The organism is Desulfobaculum senezii, from assembly GCF_054657395.1.
The window spans coordinates 90,879-109,787 of record NZ_BAAHYU010000005.1 but is presented as its reverse complement, the minus strand read 5'-3'; the positions used below and the strand labels follow the sequence as shown (position 1 = coordinate 109,787).

At 64.1% G+C, this 18,909-nt stretch carries 15 protein-coding genes; 9 read left to right on the top strand and 6 right to left on the bottom strand.

All coding sequences use genetic code 11. From position 1 onward, the window contains the following. Positions 1-15: 15 nt before the first annotated feature. Both ACYQ2T_RS17030 and ACYQ2T_RS17025 read left to right on the top strand, forming a co-directional pair. On the top strand, positions 16-2,814 hold the full coding sequence (locus ACYQ2T_RS17030) for a PAS domain S-box protein (protein WP_459902052.1): 2,799 nt from the start codon (positions 16-18) through the stop codon (positions 2,812-2,814). Further along, positions 2,780-3,163 (top strand): response regulator, encoded by a 384-nt coding sequence (locus tag ACYQ2T_RS17025; protein ID WP_459902051.1) that lies wholly within the window; start codon positions 2,780-2,782, stop codon positions 3,161-3,163. The genes ACYQ2T_RS17030 and ACYQ2T_RS17025 overlap by 35 nt, the downstream gene beginning before the upstream one ends. An 87-nt stretch (positions 3,164-3,250) precedes the next feature. Here ACYQ2T_RS17025 and ACYQ2T_RS17020 read toward each other — a convergent pair whose 3' ends face one another. The 6 genes from ACYQ2T_RS17020 to ACYQ2T_RS16995 all read right to left on the bottom strand — a co-directional run bounded on the left by ACYQ2T_RS17020 (position 3,251) and on the right by ACYQ2T_RS16995 (position 13,047). Beyond that, complete coding sequence (locus tag ACYQ2T_RS17020) at positions 3,251-6,328, bottom strand: efflux RND transporter permease subunit (RefSeq protein ID WP_459902050.1); 3,078 nt, start codon at positions 6,326-6,328, stop codon at positions 3,251-3,253. Continuing rightward, positions 6,325-7,434 (bottom strand): efflux RND transporter periplasmic adaptor subunit, encoded by a 1,110-nt coding sequence (locus tag ACYQ2T_RS17015; protein ID WP_459902049.1) that lies wholly within the window; start codon positions 7,432-7,434, stop codon positions 6,325-6,327. Before ACYQ2T_RS17015 ends, ACYQ2T_RS17020 begins: the two co-directional genes overlap by 4 nt. A gap of 2 nt (positions 7,435-7,436) precedes the next feature. Continuing rightward, positions 7,437-9,812: a TolC family protein gene (locus tag ACYQ2T_RS17010; protein WP_459902048.1), complete on the bottom strand. Its 2,376-nt coding sequence runs from the start codon at positions 9,810-9,812 to the stop codon at positions 7,437-7,439. Between the two features lie 82 nt (positions 9,813-9,894). Next, positions 9,895-10,602, bottom strand: coding sequence for a CerR family C-terminal domain-containing protein (locus tag ACYQ2T_RS17005; protein WP_459902047.1), 708 nt, complete (start codon positions 10,600-10,602; stop codon positions 9,895-9,897). A gap of 280 nt (positions 10,603-10,882) precedes the next feature. Beyond that, positions 10,883-11,932, bottom strand: a complete 1,050-nt coding sequence (locus ACYQ2T_RS17000) for a class I fructose-bisphosphate aldolase (RefSeq protein ID WP_459902046.1) — start codon at positions 11,930-11,932, stop codon at positions 10,883-10,885. A 191-nt stretch (positions 11,933-12,123) separates the two neighbouring features. Beyond that, on the bottom strand, positions 12,124-13,047 hold the full coding sequence (locus ACYQ2T_RS16995) for a hypothetical protein (RefSeq protein ID WP_459902045.1): 924 nt from the start codon (positions 13,045-13,047) through the stop codon (positions 12,124-12,126). 168 nt (positions 13,048-13,215) lie between these two features. Between ACYQ2T_RS16995 and ACYQ2T_RS16990 the strand changes: the two genes are divergently transcribed. From ACYQ2T_RS16990 to ACYQ2T_RS16960, 7 genes are all read left to right on the top strand, one after another. Further along, complete coding sequence (locus ACYQ2T_RS16990) at positions 13,216-14,592, top strand: sigma-54-dependent transcriptional regulator (RefSeq protein WP_459902044.1); 1,377 nt, start codon at positions 13,216-13,218, stop codon at positions 14,590-14,592. A 447-nt stretch (positions 14,593-15,039) separates the two neighbouring features. Next, positions 15,040-15,201, top strand: coding sequence for a Flp family type IVb pilin (locus tag ACYQ2T_RS16985; RefSeq protein WP_404845289.1), 162 nt, complete (start codon positions 15,040-15,042; stop codon positions 15,199-15,201). A gap of 300 nt (positions 15,202-15,501) precedes the next feature. Then, positions 15,502-16,047 (top strand): A24 family peptidase, encoded by a 546-nt coding sequence (locus tag ACYQ2T_RS16980; RefSeq protein WP_459902043.1) that lies wholly within the window; start codon positions 15,502-15,504, stop codon positions 16,045-16,047. A 15-nt stretch (positions 16,048-16,062) separates the two neighbouring features. After that, the gene (gene cpaB / locus ACYQ2T_RS16975; RefSeq protein ID WP_459902042.1) at positions 16,063-16,881 is read left to right on the top strand and encodes a Flp pilus assembly protein CpaB; all 819 of its coding nucleotides are present in this window, start codon (positions 16,063-16,065) and stop codon (positions 16,879-16,881) included. 2 nt (positions 16,882-16,883) lie between these two features. Further along, positions 16,884-17,114, top strand: coding sequence for a hypothetical protein (locus tag ACYQ2T_RS16970; RefSeq protein WP_459902041.1), 231 nt, complete (start codon positions 16,884-16,886; stop codon positions 17,112-17,114). Between the two features lie 32 nt (positions 17,115-17,146). Continuing rightward, positions 17,147-18,637: a type II and III secretion system protein family protein gene (locus tag ACYQ2T_RS16965; protein ID WP_459902040.1), complete on the top strand. Its 1,491-nt coding sequence runs from the start codon at positions 17,147-17,149 to the stop codon at positions 18,635-18,637. Continuing rightward, positions 18,634-18,903, top strand: coding sequence for a hypothetical protein (locus tag ACYQ2T_RS16960; RefSeq protein ID WP_459902039.1), 270 nt, complete (start codon positions 18,634-18,636; stop codon positions 18,901-18,903). The genes ACYQ2T_RS16965 and ACYQ2T_RS16960 overlap by 4 nt, the downstream gene beginning before the upstream one ends. Positions 18,904-18,909 lie beyond the last annotated feature (6 nt).

Sequence of the window (18,909 nt, the reverse complement as noted above, 5' to 3'; positions counted from 1 at the left end):
CCACCCGGAAGGACGATGCTGGAACTGCGCTCCCTCAAGCTGAAGATCATCCTCTCCTTTGGGGCGTGCCTTGTTGCCACAGCCATCATTCTCAGCGTCTACACAGGCATACAGTTCTGGAACGACGCAACAGAACTGGGCGTGCAGCGGGCGCGCACCGTGGCGGCGGACGCCGCATCCGTGGTGCGCAACCAGCTCCTTGAGGTCGTCAACACCGCGCTCAATATCGGCGTTGTGCTGGAGAGCACCCAAAAAGGCGGCATGCCCAACGACCGCCAACGGGTGAACATTATGCTCAAGGAGGTGCTGGACCAGCACCCCGACCTGCTGGGCGTATGGTGCGTGTGGGAGCCGGACGCCTTTGACGGGCGCGACAAGGAATTCCGCAACGCGCCCGGTCACGACTCCACGGGCCGCTTTTTGCCCTACTGGAACCGCTGGGGCGGCATCCATCTGGAGCCCAGCGTGGACTACGACAAACCCGGCGGCAACTACTACACCCTTACCAAGCTCTATCGAAAGCCTCTCATACTCGACCCGGAAACCTACCTTGTGCGCGGGCACCAGCTGGCCATGGTCAGCGTCTGCGTGCCCATCATCGTGTACGGGGAATTTCTTGGCGTGGCCGGGGCGGACCTCAGCGTTGGCTTTATCCAAAGCATGGTGGATGAAGCCAATATCATGCACGACAAGGGCACGCTGGCCATCATCACCAACAGCGGCATGCTGGCTGGCGTCACCAGACAGCCGGACCTCTTCGGCCAGCCTGCCAACACCCTTATCACCGACTTTTACACCACAGCGTTCGACCGCATCCTGCGCGGCGACTCCTGGGCCTCCCCCGCCGCGGACGAGGATGTGTACGAGGTCTTCCTCCCCATTGAGTTCGGCGCACTGGAAGCGCCATGGAGCGTGTATGTCAGCCTGCCCTCCGGCATCATCCACCAGCAGGCCAAAACCCGCGCGTGGACCCTTGGCGGCATATCGGCGCTGCTTTTACTCTTTGGCCTTGGGGTGATGTGGTTTGTGGCCGCACGCATTGCCCGCCCCATCACCATGGCCAAGGACATGGCCCTTGCCATTGCCGACGGCGACTACAGCCGCCGCATCGCCCTCGACCAGCACGACGAGGTAGGCATTCTGGTGCAGGCGTTCAACTTCATGACCACACGCCTGCAGGAAACCCTGCAAGTGCTGGAACTGCGCATCGGCCAGCTCAGCCGCGCCGAAAGCTCCCTGCGCGAGTCGGAGCAGTCGCTGTTGACCATCTTCAACAGCGTGCACGACGCCGTCATCCTGCATAACGACAAGGGCTTCATTGTGGACGCCAACGCCCGTATGCTCCAAATGTTTGGCGTTACGCGCGAGCAGGCGCTCACCCTCTCCATCAGCCGCGACCTTTCCGGCCCCGGCGCGCCCGTGGACACCCTGCGCCACCACTGGGAAAAGGCCCTGCGCGGGCAACCGGACCTCTTTGAATGGGAAACGCGCCGCCCGGGGGACGACTCCTACTTTTTGGCGGAGGTCTACCTCTGCCCCATCACCATCAACGAACGAGACCTCATCCTCGCCAGCATGCGCGACATCACAGACCGCAAACGCGCCGAAGAGGAACTGCGCCAGACGCAGGGCTATCTGGACAACATCATCAACTCCATGCCCTCGGTCATCATCGGCGTGGACGTACACGGCCACGTCACCCACTGGAACCGCGCGGCGGAGAAACTCACCGGCGTAGAGGAAAAAGGCGCCATCAAGCAGCATATTACATCCTGCTGGCCGGGCTTTGCGCCCTTTGCCGCCTCCGCCGCACGCGCCATCCGCCAAAGCGCCCCGGTCACGGAGGAGAAGGTCACCATGACTGGTCCCTCGGGCGATGACGTGTATGTGGACATCCTTATCTACCCGCTGGTGGTCAGCGGCGTGGTGGGCGCGGTGATCCGCATAGATGACGTCACCCAGCGCGCCCGCCTTGAGGACATGATGATCCAGACGGAGAAGATGATGAGTGTTGGCGGGCTGGCCGCCGGCATGGCGCACGAGATTAACAACCCCCTCGGGGCCATCCTGCAGGGCGTGCAGAACATCCAGCGCCGCCTGTCCACGGAGCTTCCCGCGTCGGTCAAGGCCGCGCAGGACGTGGGCTGTGAAATTGACGCCATCCGCGCTTTCATGGAACAACGAAAGATATTGCGGTTTCTTGACGGCATCCGCGAATCCGGCGAACGCGCCGCGCGCATTGTGCGCAACATGCTCAACTTTAGCCGCATGAGCGAATCGCGCCGGTCCATGGAGGACCTTGGCACCCTGCTGGACAGAACCATCGAGCTGGCCGAAAACGACTACGACCTGAAAAAGAAGTACGACTTCCGCAACACGGCCATCATCAGGGAGTACGACGACAGCCTCCCCGGCATCTCATGCATTGCCTCGGAACTGGAGCAGGTGCTGCTGAACCTTCTCAAAAACGCCGCCCAAGCCATGAGCGAATATAAAGGCGGCGAGGGCTGGAAGCCGCGCATCACCGTGCGCACCGCGCGCGAAGGGTCCATGGCCCGCATAGAGGTGCAGGACAATGGCCCCGGCATGGACGAAAAGACCCGCAAACGCGTCTTTGAACCGTTTTTCACCACCAAGGATGTGGGCATAGGCACGGGCCTTGGCCTGTCAGTGTCCTACTTCATCATAACGAACAATCACGGTGGCCGCTTTGATGTTGAGGCCGAACCCGGCAAGGGGACGACATTCAAGCTGTGGCTGCCAATCGGGCAGGAAACCAATGAGTCAGACGAACCCGATCATACTCATCCTTGATGACGAGCAGATGGTGCGCGAGAACTTAGAGGCCTACTTCGAGGACGAAGGCTTCGAGGTGCGCACCGCCTCCAATGGCGAGGACGCCATGAACATCATCGCCACGGGAGAAATCTCCCTCGGCGTCATCGACATGCGCCTGCCCGGCATGGCCGGAAGCGAATTCATTGTGCAGGCCCATGGCAAAAGTCCGCACACGCACTTTCTCATTCACACCGGCTCCACCAACTTTAAGCTGCCCTCGGAGCTCAAAGACATCGGCATGACCAGTGGCGACGTGTTCATCAAGCCCCTTGCGGACATGGGCGTTTTGCTCGACGCCGTCATCGACAAGGTGGGCGCGCCCTAAGCCTTGCCCCGCCACCACAGCGCAAAAAAAGCGGCCCGCACTCCCCCTCTGGGAATGCGGGCCGCTTGTCGTGTGTTTCGTCGCCCGTCAGCTGTCTGCCTTGTCAGCAACGTCCGGGTCCCAGTGCCAGCCCTTAAAGCGTATGCCAAAGGCCAGCGAATACAGCACAGGGCACAGGAGCAGGGTCAACACCGTGGCAAAGGCCAATCCGGAGATAATGCACACCGCCATGGGCCGCCACAACTCGCCGCCCTGCAGGGCCAGCGGAATCATGCCAATGATGGTCGTCACGGTGGTCATCAGGATGGGCCGCGCGCGTTTCAGCGCCCCCAGCATCACTGCGTCCCGCGCCTCCAGCGCCGTGGCGCGCAGCAATTCAATCTGGTCTATGAGCATAATGGCGTTATTGACGATGATGCCCGTCAAACTAATCATGCCCAGCATGGCCATAAAGCCAAAGGGCGCGTTGGTGGCCAGCATGCCCCACGTGATGCCCACCATCATGGGCGGCAAGGTCAGCAGAATAATCGTGGGCCGCCGCAGTGAATTAAACTGCGCCACAAGGATGAACACAAGCAGCCCCAGCGCCCATGGCAGGTTCTGCATAATGGACGCCTGCGACTCGCCGTTCTTTTCCTGCTCGCCGCCGTATTCCACATAATAACCCACCGGCCAGTCCGGAGAATCCATCAGCTTCGCAATGCGCGGCGCAATGTCCGCCATGGCCTGCGAGGGAAAGCGCCCCTCAAGGTCGGCCTTCACGGTCAGGGTGCGTGCGCCGTCGCGGCGCCGGATGTCCGGCGGCTGCCACGTCAGGCGCGTGCGCGCCACCTGCAAAAGCGGCACGGAATTCCCACCGGAGAAGGAATACACGTTCAGATTCTCCAGCCTGCCGAGGTCGTCGCGGATGGCGTCCTCGGAGCGCAGGACAATGGGGATGGCGTCGTCACCTTCGCGGTAGGTGGACGCCTGCATGCCTGACATATGCGTTTGCAGGGACAGCGCCACATCCGTACTGGTCAGCCCTGCGCGGCGGGCCTGTTCCTGATTCACATCCACCACCAGCTTCTTGGTCCACTGCCCCCAGTCGTCCCACACGGACACCACGCCATCCGTGCCGGACACAACGTCCGCCACCTTGGCGCGCAGGTCGTAGAGTGTGGTGATATCCGGCCCGGAAATGCGCACCTGAATGGGCGCGCCCACAGGCGGACCGTACATCAGCTCCTTCACCGTGTGGCGGCAGTCCGGGAAGCCCTCATCCAGCGCGCGGCGCACGCGGGGCATCACGTCCTGCACAGCCTGCGTATCCGTGGTGCGCACCACAAGGGAGGCATAGTTGGGCGAGCTTTCCTCAAGGTCGAGGGGCAGGTACCAGCGCGGGCCGCTTGCGCCCACAAAGGTCAGCACGTCCTTGACTTCCGGGTCGTCCATCAGCACGCGCTCAAGGCGCTCCACCCGCTCAGTGGTGGTGCGGATGTCCGAGCCGTAGGGCTGCCAAAAGTCCACCATGAACTGGTCGCGCTCGTTGGGCGGGAAGAAGATTTTCGGCACGTAGCGGAAGGCCCACACGCTCACCGCGCAGACGGCCACCACTGCCAGCAAAAACTGCACGCGGTGGCGCAATGACCATTCAAGAACGCTGCGGTAGGCGCGGTAGGCGGGATTTTCAAAGTTCTGCCGCTGCACCTTGGGCCGCAACACATGAAAAGACAGCATGGGCACCATGGTCAGCGCCAGCAGCCACGACGCCAAAAGCGTGCACGTGATGACCACAAACAGCGAAAACGTGTACTCACCCGTCTGCGACGGCGCAAAAGGGATGGGCAAAAACGCAAAGATTGTCGTCAGCGACGCCGCAAGCAGCGGCATCCACAACTCGCGCACCGCCTCGGTGACGGCCTTTCGCCGCTCCTGCCCCGAGGCCATACGCACAAGGATGTTCTCGCTAACCACCACCCCGTTGTCCACGAGGATGCCAAGGGAAATAATCAGCGAGGCAATGGACATCCGTTGCAGGCCCACGCCAAAGGCGGGCATCACCGCCATACAGGCCAGCATAGCCATGGGGACCAGCGTGCCCGCCACAAGGCCCGTACGCAGCCCCGCAAACAGCAGCATCACCACAACCACGAAGATAAAGGACTCCAAAAGATTCACGCCAAAGTCGCCCAGCGCGTCCTTGACGTACTGCGGCTGATACAGCGCCATATGGTAGTCCAGCCCAACGGGCAGAATGGTTTGCAGCGTGTCCAGCCGGGCCGAGACCTCGCGCCCCAGTTCAAGGATATTGCCGCCCTCGGCCATGGACACCGCCAGCAGCAGCGCAGGCTGGCCGTTAAAGCGCACCATGCGCGAAGGCGGGTCCACAAACCCGCGCCGCACCGTGGCAATGTCGGACAGGGCAATGCCCGTCTTCTGTCCGGGCTGGCGCAGGGTGAGGTTTCGCAGGTCGTCCACGGACGTAAACTCGCCCGTTGGTTCAATAACGATACGCTCCGGCCCCACCTTGGCGTGGCCGCTGGGTTTGATGGTGTTTTGCGCGTCGATAACGCGGGCAAGGGTAAAGGGCGAAATGCCAAGCCCGGCCACACGGGCGTTGGAAAAGTCCACAAATACGCGCTCTTCCTGAACGCCCCACAGGTTCACCTTGCCCACAAGGTCCAGCTTCAGCAGTTCGTCGCGGGTCATGTCCGCGGCGTCCTTGAGCTCGCGGTAGGAGTAGCCATCGCCCGTGAGCGCCACGCAGATGCCGAACACGTCGCCGTATTCGTCATTGACCATGGGCGTGCGGCACCCCTCGGGCAAGGACGGCGTCACATCCGAGACCTTCTCGCGCAGCTTGCGCCACAGCGGCTCCATATTGCGGATGCCGTCGTGGAACTCCACCTTGATGATGGAAACGCCCGTGCGCGACTGCGATTCCAGCGTTGTCACCTCCGGGATATCGCGGATGCTCTCCTCTATTGTGTCGGTCACCAACTCTTCAACACGCTGGGGGGACGCACCGGGGAACACCGTCATCACAAGGGCCACGCGGATGGTAAAGTCCGGGTCCTCGCGCTTGGACATGGTCACGGCGGACAAAATGCCCGCCAGCGCCACCAGCACAATGACCACGCCCGCCGTGCGGTTATTCTTCAGGCACCAATCGGCGATATTCACGACCACGCCTCCTGCGCCTTGCCCTCCTGCACCTTCACGCGCTGGCCGTCCTTCAGGCGGTGGACGCCGCGGATGACAACCTTCTCGCCCGGGGTAAGGCCGGAGAGCACCTCCAGCCCGCTGGACGTCAGCTTGCCGATGGTGACAGCGCGCTGTTTCACGGTGCCGGACGCCTCGTCCACAACCCACACGGAGCGCTTCTGCCCCACTTCACCCACCACGGCAACGGGGGGCACCAGCACGTAGGCGCTCTTGGCGTCAAAGGCAAAGGTCGCCTCGCCGGACATGCCGGGGCGCACGCCACGTGCCTCGTTGGTCAGGGCAACCTTGACGGGGTAAGTGGAAACGGCGCGCGACTCCACGCCCACCTCAATCACGGACCCTGCAAAGCCCTCGCCGGGCAGGGCGTCAAAATGCACGGTGACGGCGTCGCCAGCGTGGATGCTGGCGATGAGGCTGTCGGGGATGCCCACTTCAAGTTCCATGCGCTGGCCTGCGGTCAAGAGGGCCACGGGCTGGCCTGCGGCAACCGTCTGGTGCACGTCTACCGGCACTTCGGCCAGTGCGCCGTCCATGGGCGCGCGCAGTACCGTATAGCGTAGCTGCTGGCGCGCAAGTTCCAGTTGCCGCCGCGCCGCCTTCAGGGACGCCTCGGACGCATCAATCTGCGCGCGGGCGCGGTCAAGGTCGCGGCGGGAGGTGTTGCCCACCTCATACAGGGCGCGGGTGCGTTCCCAATCGGAGCGCGCCTGCGCGGTGGAGGCCTCGGCCTGCGCCACGGCGGCCTCGGCGCGGCCCACTTGCAGGCGGTAGTCCGTGGGGTCCAGACGGGCCACCACATCGCCCTGCTTTACCCGCATGCCAATGCGGGCGGGCAGATGCTCTATCTCGCCGGAAACGCGAAAGCTCAGGCGCGTTTCAATGGCGGCGCGGGCCGTCCCCGGGAAGGTCCGCTCGCGTCCGGCCTGCGGGTCCGGCACCGTCATAGTCACAACGGGCCGCAGCACGGGCTTTTCCGGCTTCTGCTCCCCGCCGCATGCGGCCAGCGCAAGGCACAGCGCCAGCGCGGCGCACAGGACGGGGGCTCGTTTTCCACAAAATCGCATGGCTACTCCTTGGTCCCGACGCCAAAGCGCGAAAGAAACTCGCGCCGCTCGGCGGGGGTTTTGTCGATCTCAAACCACCCAACAGCGCGCTGGAAGTCCAGCACGTCGCCAAGGTAGGAATACACGGCCAGCACCGCAGACTGCTCCTGCACGCGGGACTGGTTCTGCGCGTCCAAAAGCTCCAAAATGGACACCGCGCCGCGCGCGTACTTGTCGCGCACCACGTCCAGATTGCGCTGCGCCCGGTCCGCGGCAAGGGCCGCAAGCTCCATCTTGGGGTAGGAGCGCGCCATGTTGTCCACAACGGTCCGCGCCTGCTGTTCGGCCAACTGCGTCAGCCGCCTGCGCGTGGCGTCCAGCCGCCGGAGTTCGGCGCTGGCCTTGCGCTGGTCGTGGGTGATGGCGCCGCCAGCAAACAGCGGCAGGCTGGCGTCCACACTCAACGTCCACGTATCCTCGTTGGGGTCCGGGTCTTGAATGATGCGCGGCCCGGCTTGGTGCTTGTCTATCTCGTGCCCATACTCCGCCGAGGCGCTCACCTTGGGCACCCAGCGCGTGCGGCGCTTTTGCGCCAGCACAATGGACTGCGCCTCCACCAGATGCGCCACCGCGCGTACGGCGGGCCTGTCATCCGAAAGCTCCGCCGCCGTCTCGCTAATGCGCGACAGCTGCTTCAGCGTCCCGCCAATGGTGGACGCCTCCACGCCAAAGAACGCGCGCCGCGCCTCATCCGCCGTCAGAGGCTTCACCTCCCACTGCGTTCCGGCAGGACGGTCAAGGGACTGGTTCAGCGCCGTCAACGCCGACTGCACGTCGGATTTGCGGGCGATGACGCGGGCGCGGCTTTCGGCCTGCGCGGCCTCCCAGCGGTAGACTTCCTCCGGCCCGGAGACTCCGGCGCTGCGCCGAACGCGCGCCATCTCCAAATTCTTGCCGATAAGGGCAAAGTTCTCCCGCTCTATGCGCAGAAGCGAGCGCGCGGACAGATAGGCAAGAAAGCGCCGCCCTGCGGTACGCATCACGTCCATACGCACGGCCTCGCGCGAGAGGCGCTCCGCCTCCACACTGCGGGTGGAGGCGCGGTAGCGGCTGACCACCGCGTCATCATAAAGCATCTGCGTCAGGTTCAGCCCGGCGGTGGTGACGTCCCACGGGTACAGCCCCTGCGAGGCCACGGCGCGGTCCTGATCAATCTGCGTGTAATTCATGCCCGCGCCCAGTTGCGGCAGCATGGCGCTGCGGGCAAGCAGGCTGTCCTGCTCCGCTCCGGCCAGTTCGGCGTCCTTGACGGCAAGGTCAATGTTTTCCTTGGCGGCAATGCGCATGGCGCGGCCCAAGGTCAGGGGCATTCCGCTGCCTTCTTCCTCCTCCATACCAAGAAGGGTGGCGGTGAGCAGGGTCTCATACTTGGGGGAAAAGCCAATCTCCCGCGCGGTGCGCATGTTCACAAACAGGCGCTCCTCCTCGGGCAGGATGACCGGGAGCGAATCCGGCGCGGCGCCGTCCATAATATCGCGCAGGTTCAGGGCAATGCGGCGGGCAAGGTGCGTGCCGGAAAAGCTGGCCATCCCGGCCAAAACGCCCTGCTCCACATCCTGCCGTCCCACAAAGGAAAAGGACGGTACGCCACGATGGTTCAGCCCCGCCACCAGCCGCGCGCGGCGCGCGTCATCAAGGCGCATCAGCGGGGTGATGTACACAGCCTCGGCCCCGCCAAGGGCGGCCAAAGCGGCGTCCACATCGTCCCCCACGGGCACCAGCTGAATATCCACCCCCAGCAGGCGGGAGTATTTGTCCGCCACGTCCTGAAGCCCCGGCAACGCGTCCAGATACTCCGCCTGCACCAACACATGCAGGCGGCTGAACGTGGCAAGGTCCTTAAAGGCGGTCAGGTCGCGCTTCACCCGTTGGGGGAGCACGATATAACTCAGGTTGCGGCGTGTGGAGCGATTGTCCCGGTACGGCAGACGCATGGTCTCCTCGTCCAAAAACGGCGCGGCCACCACGGGCTTCGGGAGCGCTCCCTCGCCAAGGGTGGCGGCGTAGGACGGCATGATCCCAAGGCTGAACACCATGTCCACCTCCGGGTCCGCAAGGGCGGCGCGCAGCGCGCCAGCAGACGCCGCCGGGTCCCATCCGGCGCTGAACTGTGCGGGCCGTTTCCACACCACCTCGGTCCCCTCATCCACAAGGGGCGCCAGTTCCTTTTGTACATCGCGCAGCACCGCCCGCGCCTGCGGCGACGGGCCGTCGCATACCACGCCAATAACTACGTGCGCCTGCGCCGCGTGCAGCGCTGGCGCGCCAGCCAGCAGCAGAAAAACGGCCGCCCACGCCCCAAACAGGCCAAGCGCCGCCTTATGTCGAAATGGAACCATTGTCCGTCCTTTCGCGGCGCATGGCCGCGGAGAATATGGCTTCCTTCGCGCGGGGTTCACGCGAAGGGCATTCATCGTGCGTTTACGCACCCTCATTACCGGCATGCTCCACTGCGGGCAGTCCCAGCATATTGAGCGCGGCTTCCGCCACCGTCCCGGCAATGGCCGAAACACGCTCCGGGGTAAAGGCGTCCCACTGGGCGCGGTGCAGCAAAATACACTGCCCGCGCACAAAGCTCATGCACATGCCCACAAGGGCGTGCCCACGCAGCACCCGCTCCTGCGCGGAAAGTTGGCCGCCGCTGGCCGCGTGGCACAGTTCGCTCCCGGCCTCGTACACCGGGCCGATGACGGTGTGGTAAAACCGCTCCAACGTGTCCGAGCCGTTCATGACCTCGCGCTGCAAAAAATCCACGGCCCAATAATTCTTATGATTGCCGAGGGAAAATTCCAAAAAGCCGTGCACAAACCGCCACGCCACCTGCGCGAGACGCCGGGCATCGCCGTCCGCCTCGCGCGCGCCGGACATGGCGGCGGCCACCAGCGGCTGACTGGCGCGCTGCATGTTGGCAAAAATGTCCTCCAGCACGGCGTTGTACAGCCCCTTCTTGCCCCCAAAGTGGTAGGCGATGGACGCCAAATTCACGCCGCAGGCCCGCGCAATATCGCGGGTGCTGACGCCGTCGAACCCCTTGGCGGCAAACAGTTTGCCGCCCTCCTCAATAAGGCGCAGGCGCGTCGCCACGCCGCGCGGTGTTGTCCGCTGTTGTGCTTTCCCGGATGCCGTCATGCGGGGCTGTCTCCTCCTCTCTTCATCCTGCCACAAGAGTCCTGTTCCTTTGAGGATATAGGCACGCGGCGCCAGCAAGTCAATCGTTTGATTGAATTTGCCCGCATGCCCTGCCCCGCGCCCAAAAAGCGGCCCGCACCCTCCACAGGATGCGGGCCGCCATACGTACCGTGTGCGGCACAAGGCGTGCGCCGCGCAGCGCCAGCACAGGAAAGAACGCCGCAGGGTTCAGCGCCACCTGTCAGCGGCGCGCCCGCCCTCTCCCTGCCGCCCTGCCCAGCTAGGCGATGGTGATATCGCCGTTCAAATACACGTCCTGCACCGCGTGCAGCAGGGTAACGCCCTCGGACATAGGGCGCTGGAAGGCTTTGCGCCCAAGGATGAGGCCCATTCCGCCAGCACGCTTGTTGATGACTGCCGTACGCACGGCGTCGGCAAGGTCATCGCCGCCCGCGCCGCCGCCGGAATTGATGAGGCCAGCGCGGCCCATGTAGCAGTTGGCGACCTGATACCGCGTCATGTCGATGGGATGCTCCGTGCACAGCCTGTCGTACATGGCGGGGTGCGACTTGCCAAAGCTCAGCGCGGTAAAGCCGCCGTTGGTGGTGGGCTGCTTCTGCTTGACGATGTCCGCCTCCACAGTGGCGGCAAGGTGGTTGGCCTGTCCGGTCAGGTCCGCGGCGGTGTGGTAGTCCGCATCCGTGGTCTTGAACCCGGCGTTGCGGGTATAGGCCCACAAAATGGTCGCCATGCCAAGGTCATGCGCCTGCCGGAACATCTCGGAAATCTCACGCAGTTGGCGGTTACTCTCCTGCGCGCCAAAGTACACCGTTGCGCCAATGGCCACTGCGCCCATCTCAAAGGCCTGCACTACGGCGGCGAAGGGAATCTGATCCCATTTGTTGGGGTAGGTCATAAGCTCATTGTGGTTCACCTTGAGGACGAAGGGAATCTTGTGCGCGTACTTGCGCGCCACCGACCCCAGCACGCCAAGGGTGGACGCCACGGCGCTGCATCCGCCCTCAATGGCCAGCCGGACAATATTTTCCGGATCAAAATAGATGGGATTGGGCGAGAAGGACGCCCCGGCGGTATGCTCAATGGCTTGGTCCACCGGCAGGATGGACATATATCCCGTCCCGGCCAGACGCCCGTGCCCATACAGCGTCCCAAGACTTTGCAAAACACGGGGCGAGCGGTCCGTCTGCACCATCACACGGTCCACAAAGTCCGGCCCCGGCAGGTGCAGGGTCTCCTTGGTAAAGGTCGTGCAGGTGTGATCCAGCAGATATCCGGCGTCATCGCCGAGCAGTTTGGTAATGTCCGTCATGTCCCGTCTCCTCCCGCCCGCGGGCGGTTATGGTGCGTTATGGTTCATGGCTCGTAGTACACATCCATCCACCATACCATCCTGACGCCCACGCGCAAACCCTCCCCCCCGCCCCACCATGAAAAAACCGCCCCCGGTCCACATGGCCGGGGGCGGCAAAGCTCTTGTCCATCGCGCGGAGCATGGCGCGTTTAGAAGGTCACCCACACCTTGAGGGATGCGCCAAGGCTGGCGTCCACATCATAGGTATCCTTTTCGTCGCCGTCGTCATCATAGAAGGTGTACCCGCGGCCAAAGTGGTATTCCGGCCCTGCGGTCACGCGCACGCGCGGTGTTGGCGTCCACTCGGCGTACAGGCCCGAGGCCACGCCGGAAACGCGCACGTAGCCCTTTTCCCGCACGCTGCTGTCGTCGGCAAGGCGGTAGAGGCCGCCGCTCATGCTGGCCTGCGCCTTCACGGCCCACTGCGGCGAAAAGCGGTACGCCACCGTGCTGGTGGGCATGCCAAGCATCGCGGACAGCCCCTCCTGCCGCGCGGAGCGGTACAGCACCACAAGGCCCGGAAACGCACGGATGCCAATAGGCTCCACCTGCACCGCCGCGCCAATGCCCGCGCTCCAGTCGTCGTCAAAGGCGTAGCGCACAATGGTGGACAGTCCGGCGCTGACGGAGCTGTCCATTTCCTCCTCAAAGCCCGACAGCAGGGAGCCGGACACCATCCACGTCACCTCGCCCTCGCGGTAGGCCACATGGCGGTAGGTTAGGGACAGGGAATGCAGCGCGTCCCACGGGTCCTCGTCGCCGGAGCCAAAGGGCAGGTCGTCCACGTTGCCCCAGTCGTAGCTGGCGCCGTTGTATTTGAGGCCAAAGTTCCCGTACTGGAGCACCACACCGGCGGACGTCACGCTGACGTCGCCGTCCGTATCCTCCACATCTCCCGCGCCGATAACGCCGCCGAAGGCCTCCACGGCAAAGGGTTCGCGGTCCAGCGGGCCAACCGCCGCGCCAAAGGTTGTCTGACGCTCGTCACCCTCCTGCCCCGCCGCCATGGCAAGGACGGGCAGCAGCACCAGCGCCGCCACCAGAGTGCATACCAACCGGTATCGACCAGTCACAGATTGACTCCTTGCTGATTGTCCATTGATTTCGCGTTGCAGCGCGCGCTCACAGCCCAATAGGGCGAGGGCGCGCGCAAATTCGCACACAGATGCCCAATCCTGCCACAAGAGGGATGATGTTCCAAGCAGATTGTCAATACTCCCAAGCCAATGTACACTCCCGCCGTGAACACACCAGCAGGCAACATACTCCTTATAGAAGACGACGCCGCCTTCCGCACCATGCTCGTGGAAGCCCTTCAGGGACGCGGCCACACGGTCAGTCCGGTCTCCACGGCGGAGGACGGACTGCGCCACTTGGCGCAGGACCGGTTCGACCTCATCCTGACGGACGTCAAGCTCCCCGGCATGTCCGGCGTGGAAGCCCTGCCGCGTCTGCTCAAATCCGGACGCGGGGCGGACATCATCGTCATGACGGCCTACTCCAGCCGCGAAATGGCGCTGGAGGCCGTCCGCCTTGGCGCGTACGACTTCTTCTCCAAGCCCTTCAGCCTGAAGGAACTGGAAATCGTGGTCCGCCGGGCCATGGAAAAACGCCGCCTGCAAAGCGAAGTGCGCACCCTGCGTGCCTCGCTGCGTACCGAAGGCCCGTCCACACGCATCATCGGCCACAGCGACGCCATCCGCGACGTTATCGCGCAGGTGGAGCGCGTGGCCCCGCTGGACACCACAGTGCTCATCACCGGCGAATCCGGCACCGGCAAGGAGTTGGTCACGGACACCATCCGCGCCCTATCCCAGCGCCCCTCCGGCCCCTTTATCAAGGTCAACTGCGCCGCCATCCCTGAACACCTGTTTGAAAACGAACTCTTCGGGCACGAGCGCGGCGCCTTTACCGGCGCAACATCCGCCCAGCCCGGCAAGTTCGAGCTTGCCCGCGGCGGCACCATCCTGCTGGACGAAATTGGCGATATGCCGCTCTCCATCCAGCCCAAACTGCTGCGCGTGGTGGAGCAGAAACAGGTGGAGCGCCTTGGCGCGGCCCGTCCTGTGGACGTGGACGTCCGCATCATTGCCGCCACCAATCAGGACCTTTTGGACCGCATCCGCACCAAGGACTTCCGCGCGGACCTGTACTACCGCCTCAACGTTGCCACCATCCAGTTGCCGCCCCTGCGCGAACGCAGCGAAGACATCCCCCTGCTGGTGGATTACTTCTGCCGCCGCATCCGCGCCGACCTTGGTATTCAGCTGGAGGGCGTGTCTCCTGCGGCGCTGACCCTGCTCTGTGAGTACCACTGGCCCGGCAATATCCGCCAGCTTTCCAACGTGCTGGAAGGCGCGGCCATCAGCGCCACCGGCACCATTGAGGAAGGCGACATCCGCCGCGCCATGGGCACCGGTGGCCCCTCCGCCTCGCCCCAGCCCACCCGCAGCCTCAAGGACGCCGTCACCGCCTTTGAACGCAGCCTCATCATCAAGGCCCTGCGCGGGGCGGACGGCCGCCAGACCGAAGCCGCCACCGCCCTTGGGCTGACGCCCAAAAACCTCTGGGCCAAGCTCAAAAAGCACGGCATCGATCCCAAGACCATCACCCAGTAATCTATTTTTTTTAGATTCGCATTTTCCAGCACTGCCGTGACGCACATGGGGCGAAACGACACGACTCTTTCCCCCTGCGCTGCCCTCAGCCGCCACCGCCCCTCGCCGCCCGCTATTTAGTCTATATTTTTTAGATTAGCCATTTTTCTCGCCACTTCAGCGGTTCTGGGGGATTTTTTTGCTGGTTGCACGCACAAACACCGCCCTTTGCAATCTATTTTTTTTGGACTTTTTTGCCGGATACGCGGCCACACGCCGTTGCGTTCGGCCTACGCTCGCACGGTGAGAATTTTTTTTGCACACAAATTCAGTATGTTAAACACATTCTCCGCGGCACCTTCCGTCCGTGGCACACGCCTTGCCTAAGGAGAGCGCAAAGGGGCAACGGCGCATGGCGCCACCGCCACAATGGAAAATTTTTTCCGTCGCTAGGCAAGGAGGAGAACCATGACCAGGCTCATCAACCTTACCCGTAACGAGGAAGGCGTTTCCGCCCTTGAATACGGCCTTATCGCTGCCCTCATCGCCGCCGTCATCGTTACGGCTGTGACGACCCTTGGCACCAAGGTCAACAGTGCATTTGAAACCATTGCGAACGCCCTGCCCTAGTACACGCAGGAAACCCATATTTGGAGATAGCCTCCAATACCCGGCGCGTCGCACCGGCGGACCAGACATCCCCTCTCTCCCCGAATGGTCCGCCCCCGTCAGCTGCATGGCGGAGCGACATGCCAACAGCCGGGCACATTCCGCGGGTTGTACCCCCTCACCACAACCCGCAGAACAGCCCTTATCACGAGGATTCGCATCGCACTGGGCGTAGCGAAGATGTGGCGGGACCGGAACTCTCCCCCTCAATCCCCCCGGTCCCGCCACAACTCACCTCGAAGCACCCGGAGGGAGAACGTCATGATGACACCCATGCACCTCACCCTCACCGCGATACTCCTCGTAGCGGCGGCTACCGACCTCACCACCCAGCGCATCCCCAACGCCCTCACCTACCCCGCAATCATCGCCGCACTGGCCTATCACGGTCTGACCAATGGCACGGATGGCCTGCTGTTTAGCTTGGGCGGCCTCGCCCTTGGCCTTGGCGTGATGCTGGCGCCGTACCTTCTCGGCGTTATGGGCGCGGGCGACGTGAAGCTCATGGCCGCCGTCGGCGCGCTGCTGGGTCTTGGCGGCGCACTGGACGCCTTCATCCTGACCACCCTGCTCGGCGGGCTGTACGCCTGCGGCATTCTGCTCCTGCACCAGCGCCTGTTCGGCGCCATCCTGCGCAATTTCTGGCGCGCGGCCATGCTGCTGCCCGCCACCCGGCACTTCGACTACGCACCGCACCCCGGCGCCGCACACCTGCCAAAGCTCTGCTACGGCGTCGCCATCGCCTTCGGCAGCATCTGCGCCATGCTTCTTGGCTCCGGCGCGCTCACCCCGGCAAGCGGTCTGTAGGACTGGGAGGAAGCCATGCACAGGACAACGCTCATTCAACTCAGCCTCGCGTTTGCGCTGTCGCTCTTTGCCGGGGGCCTCATCTTTTTGTGGATGCGCGCCCACAGCGCCGCACCCAACGCCGACGCCGCGCCCGCCACTGTGGCCGTGGTCGTCGCCAGCGCGCCGCTGACCAAGGGCACGGCCCTGACTGCGGAGCACCTGCGCTCCGCCGATTTTCTGCCCGCCAACCGCCCGGACGGCGCATACGACAGCGCCGAGGCCCTTGCCGGACGCGTTCTGCTCACGGACCTTGCCGCCGGTGAAGCCGTGACAGCATCGCGCCTTGTTTCGCCGGACGTGCAGACCGGCGGCGTCAGCGCCCTTGTGGCGCCCGGCAAGCGCGCCGTTGGCGTTAAGGGCAACAAGGTGCTGGGGCTGGCTGGGTTCGTCCGCCCGGGCAACCGCGTGGACGTCCTCGTCACCATTGACGACGACAGCTCACGAAACGAACGCACCGTCACCAAGATGGTGCTCCAAAACATCCGCGTGCTGGCGTCGGGCACCGAGTGGGAACGCACCGCAAGCGACGATCCCGCCTCCGTGGACACCTACACGCTGGAGCTGACGCCGGATGAGGCAGAACGCCTCGCCCTGGCCGCCACGCGCGGCACCCTGCATTTTGCCCTCCGCAATCCGGCAGACAACGACAACATCCGCACCAGCGGAACCGACATTCCGCGCACGCTGGCCGCACTGCGCACAGCAAAGGCCCCCACACAGGCCACCCCGGCCCCGCGCCGCCAGCGCGTGGAGCTTATTACAGGAACAACACGCACAACATTGAGGTTTTAATCATGTTCTCCGCTCCCAAACACATCCTTGCAGGCATGCTCATCTTCACGGCCATCCTCGCCGCGACCGTTACGCTTCGTCCTTCGTCCTCACCCAGCACCGCGTCCCTCAGCGCCACCATGAGTGCGGAGACGAACCAGACGAGGGCAACTCTCGACGGCGCAACCATCGTGGCGGAGGGTCACCTTCAGCCCGTGCGCCGCATTGAGGTCCTCGTGACAAGCAGCATGTAGCGCATCGCCGCGCATGCAGGGAGGGAGACGCCATGCCGTCGCGCCCCGTCACCATCCTTCTCCTGCTGCTGATGGCCAGCCTTCTGCCCTGCGGGGCAGCCGCGCAGGCCGCAGGATATCCGCCCGGTACCGTCCGCATCGCCACCGGGCAATCCATGGTCGTGGACGCGCCGCGTCCGGTCAGCCGCGTTTCCGTAGCGGATGCGGCCATTGCGGACGTGATGGTCCTGTCGCCCCGGCAGGTCTACGTCACGGGCAAGACCCCCGGCGCAACCACTCTCACCCTGTGGGCCGGCGGCGACGCCGTCCTGCGCGTCTTCACCATCACGGTCACGCCGGACCTCTCCCGCCTGAAGGAGATGCTCCACCGCATTCTGCCCAATGAGCGCGGCATTCAGGTCATGGCCGCCCATGAAAGCATCACCCTTTCCGGCACCGTCTCCAGCACCGAAAGCCTCTCCACCGCCCTGGACCTCGCCCGCGCCTTTGCGCCCTCGCCGGACGGCGTAACCAACCTGCTGCGCGTCGGCGGCGTGCATCAGGTGCTGCTGGAGGTCAAAGTCGCAGAAATGTCGCGCACCGTCATGGAAAAGCTGGGCATTGACCTCAGCTACTACATGAACGGCGACTTCTTCTACACCATCCTCAACGACCTGTGGGCGCTGGACAATAAAAATGGCCCCCTGCCCGTGGTCGGCCCCGCCGCCGCGCAAAACGGCGGCCTTGGCAACGGTCAGGTCCGCATCAGTCCCTCGCGCAACGGCATGTTCCGCTTCCACAGCGGACAAGCCACCATCACGGGCTTTTTGCAGGCCCTGAAGCAAAATGGACTCGTGAAGATTCTGGCCGAGCCGACCCTCGTCTGCCGCGGCGGCGAGAAGGCCAGCTTCCTCGCCGGCGGCGAAATTCCCATCCCCGTCCCGCAAGCCCTTGGGTCCGTAGCTATTGAGTACAAGCCCTACGGCGTCGGCCTCAGCTTTACCCCCACCGTGCTGGCCGATGGCCGCATCAGCCTTGACGTGCGCCCCGAGGTCTCGGAGTTGGACTATCAAAACGCCTTGCAGATTCAGGGCTTCACCATCCCGGCCATTACCTCGCGCCGCGCGGAGACGGTGGTGGAGCTTGGCGACGGACAGAGCTTTGCCATCGCAGGCCTGCTGCAAAACGCCGTGCGCGAGGACGTGAACAAGTACCCCGCCCTTGGCGACATCCCCGTCCTTGGCATGCTGTTTAGCTCCAAGCAGTTCCAAAAGGCCGAAAGCGAACTCGTCATCATCGTCACCCCCCACCTTGCCAAGCCAACGGACATGGCCCGCCAGACCCTGCCTACCGACCACTTTACGGAGCCGGATGAATTTGAATTCTTCGTCCTCGGCAAGATGGAAGGCGACAGGGACGACAGCGCGCCCCTGTCCATCACTCCGGCCTCCGTCCGCTCCCGCGGCGGACGCGACGGCGCGCCGCCCTCGGGCATGGAGGGCGAATTCGGTCACATTCTGCCCCTGCGGGAGGACGCACCATGACACGCCTTATCGCCATAACCGCCCTGTGCGCGGCCCTGACCTGCGCGGCCTGCACCGCCCAGAAGACCACGCACCTTGGCGCGGCCTACCATCAGCAGCTGCTGTATCAACAGGTCACCCCCGGTCCGGCCCCGCCCACGCCCGTGGAGGGCCTCAGCGGCACACTCGCGGACCACGCCGTACGGCGATACTCCTCGCCGCAGGAGAAGCCCGGCGAAGCGACCATGTCGCTGGAACTTGGCACCGTCGCCCCCGGCGGGCCATAGACGAAA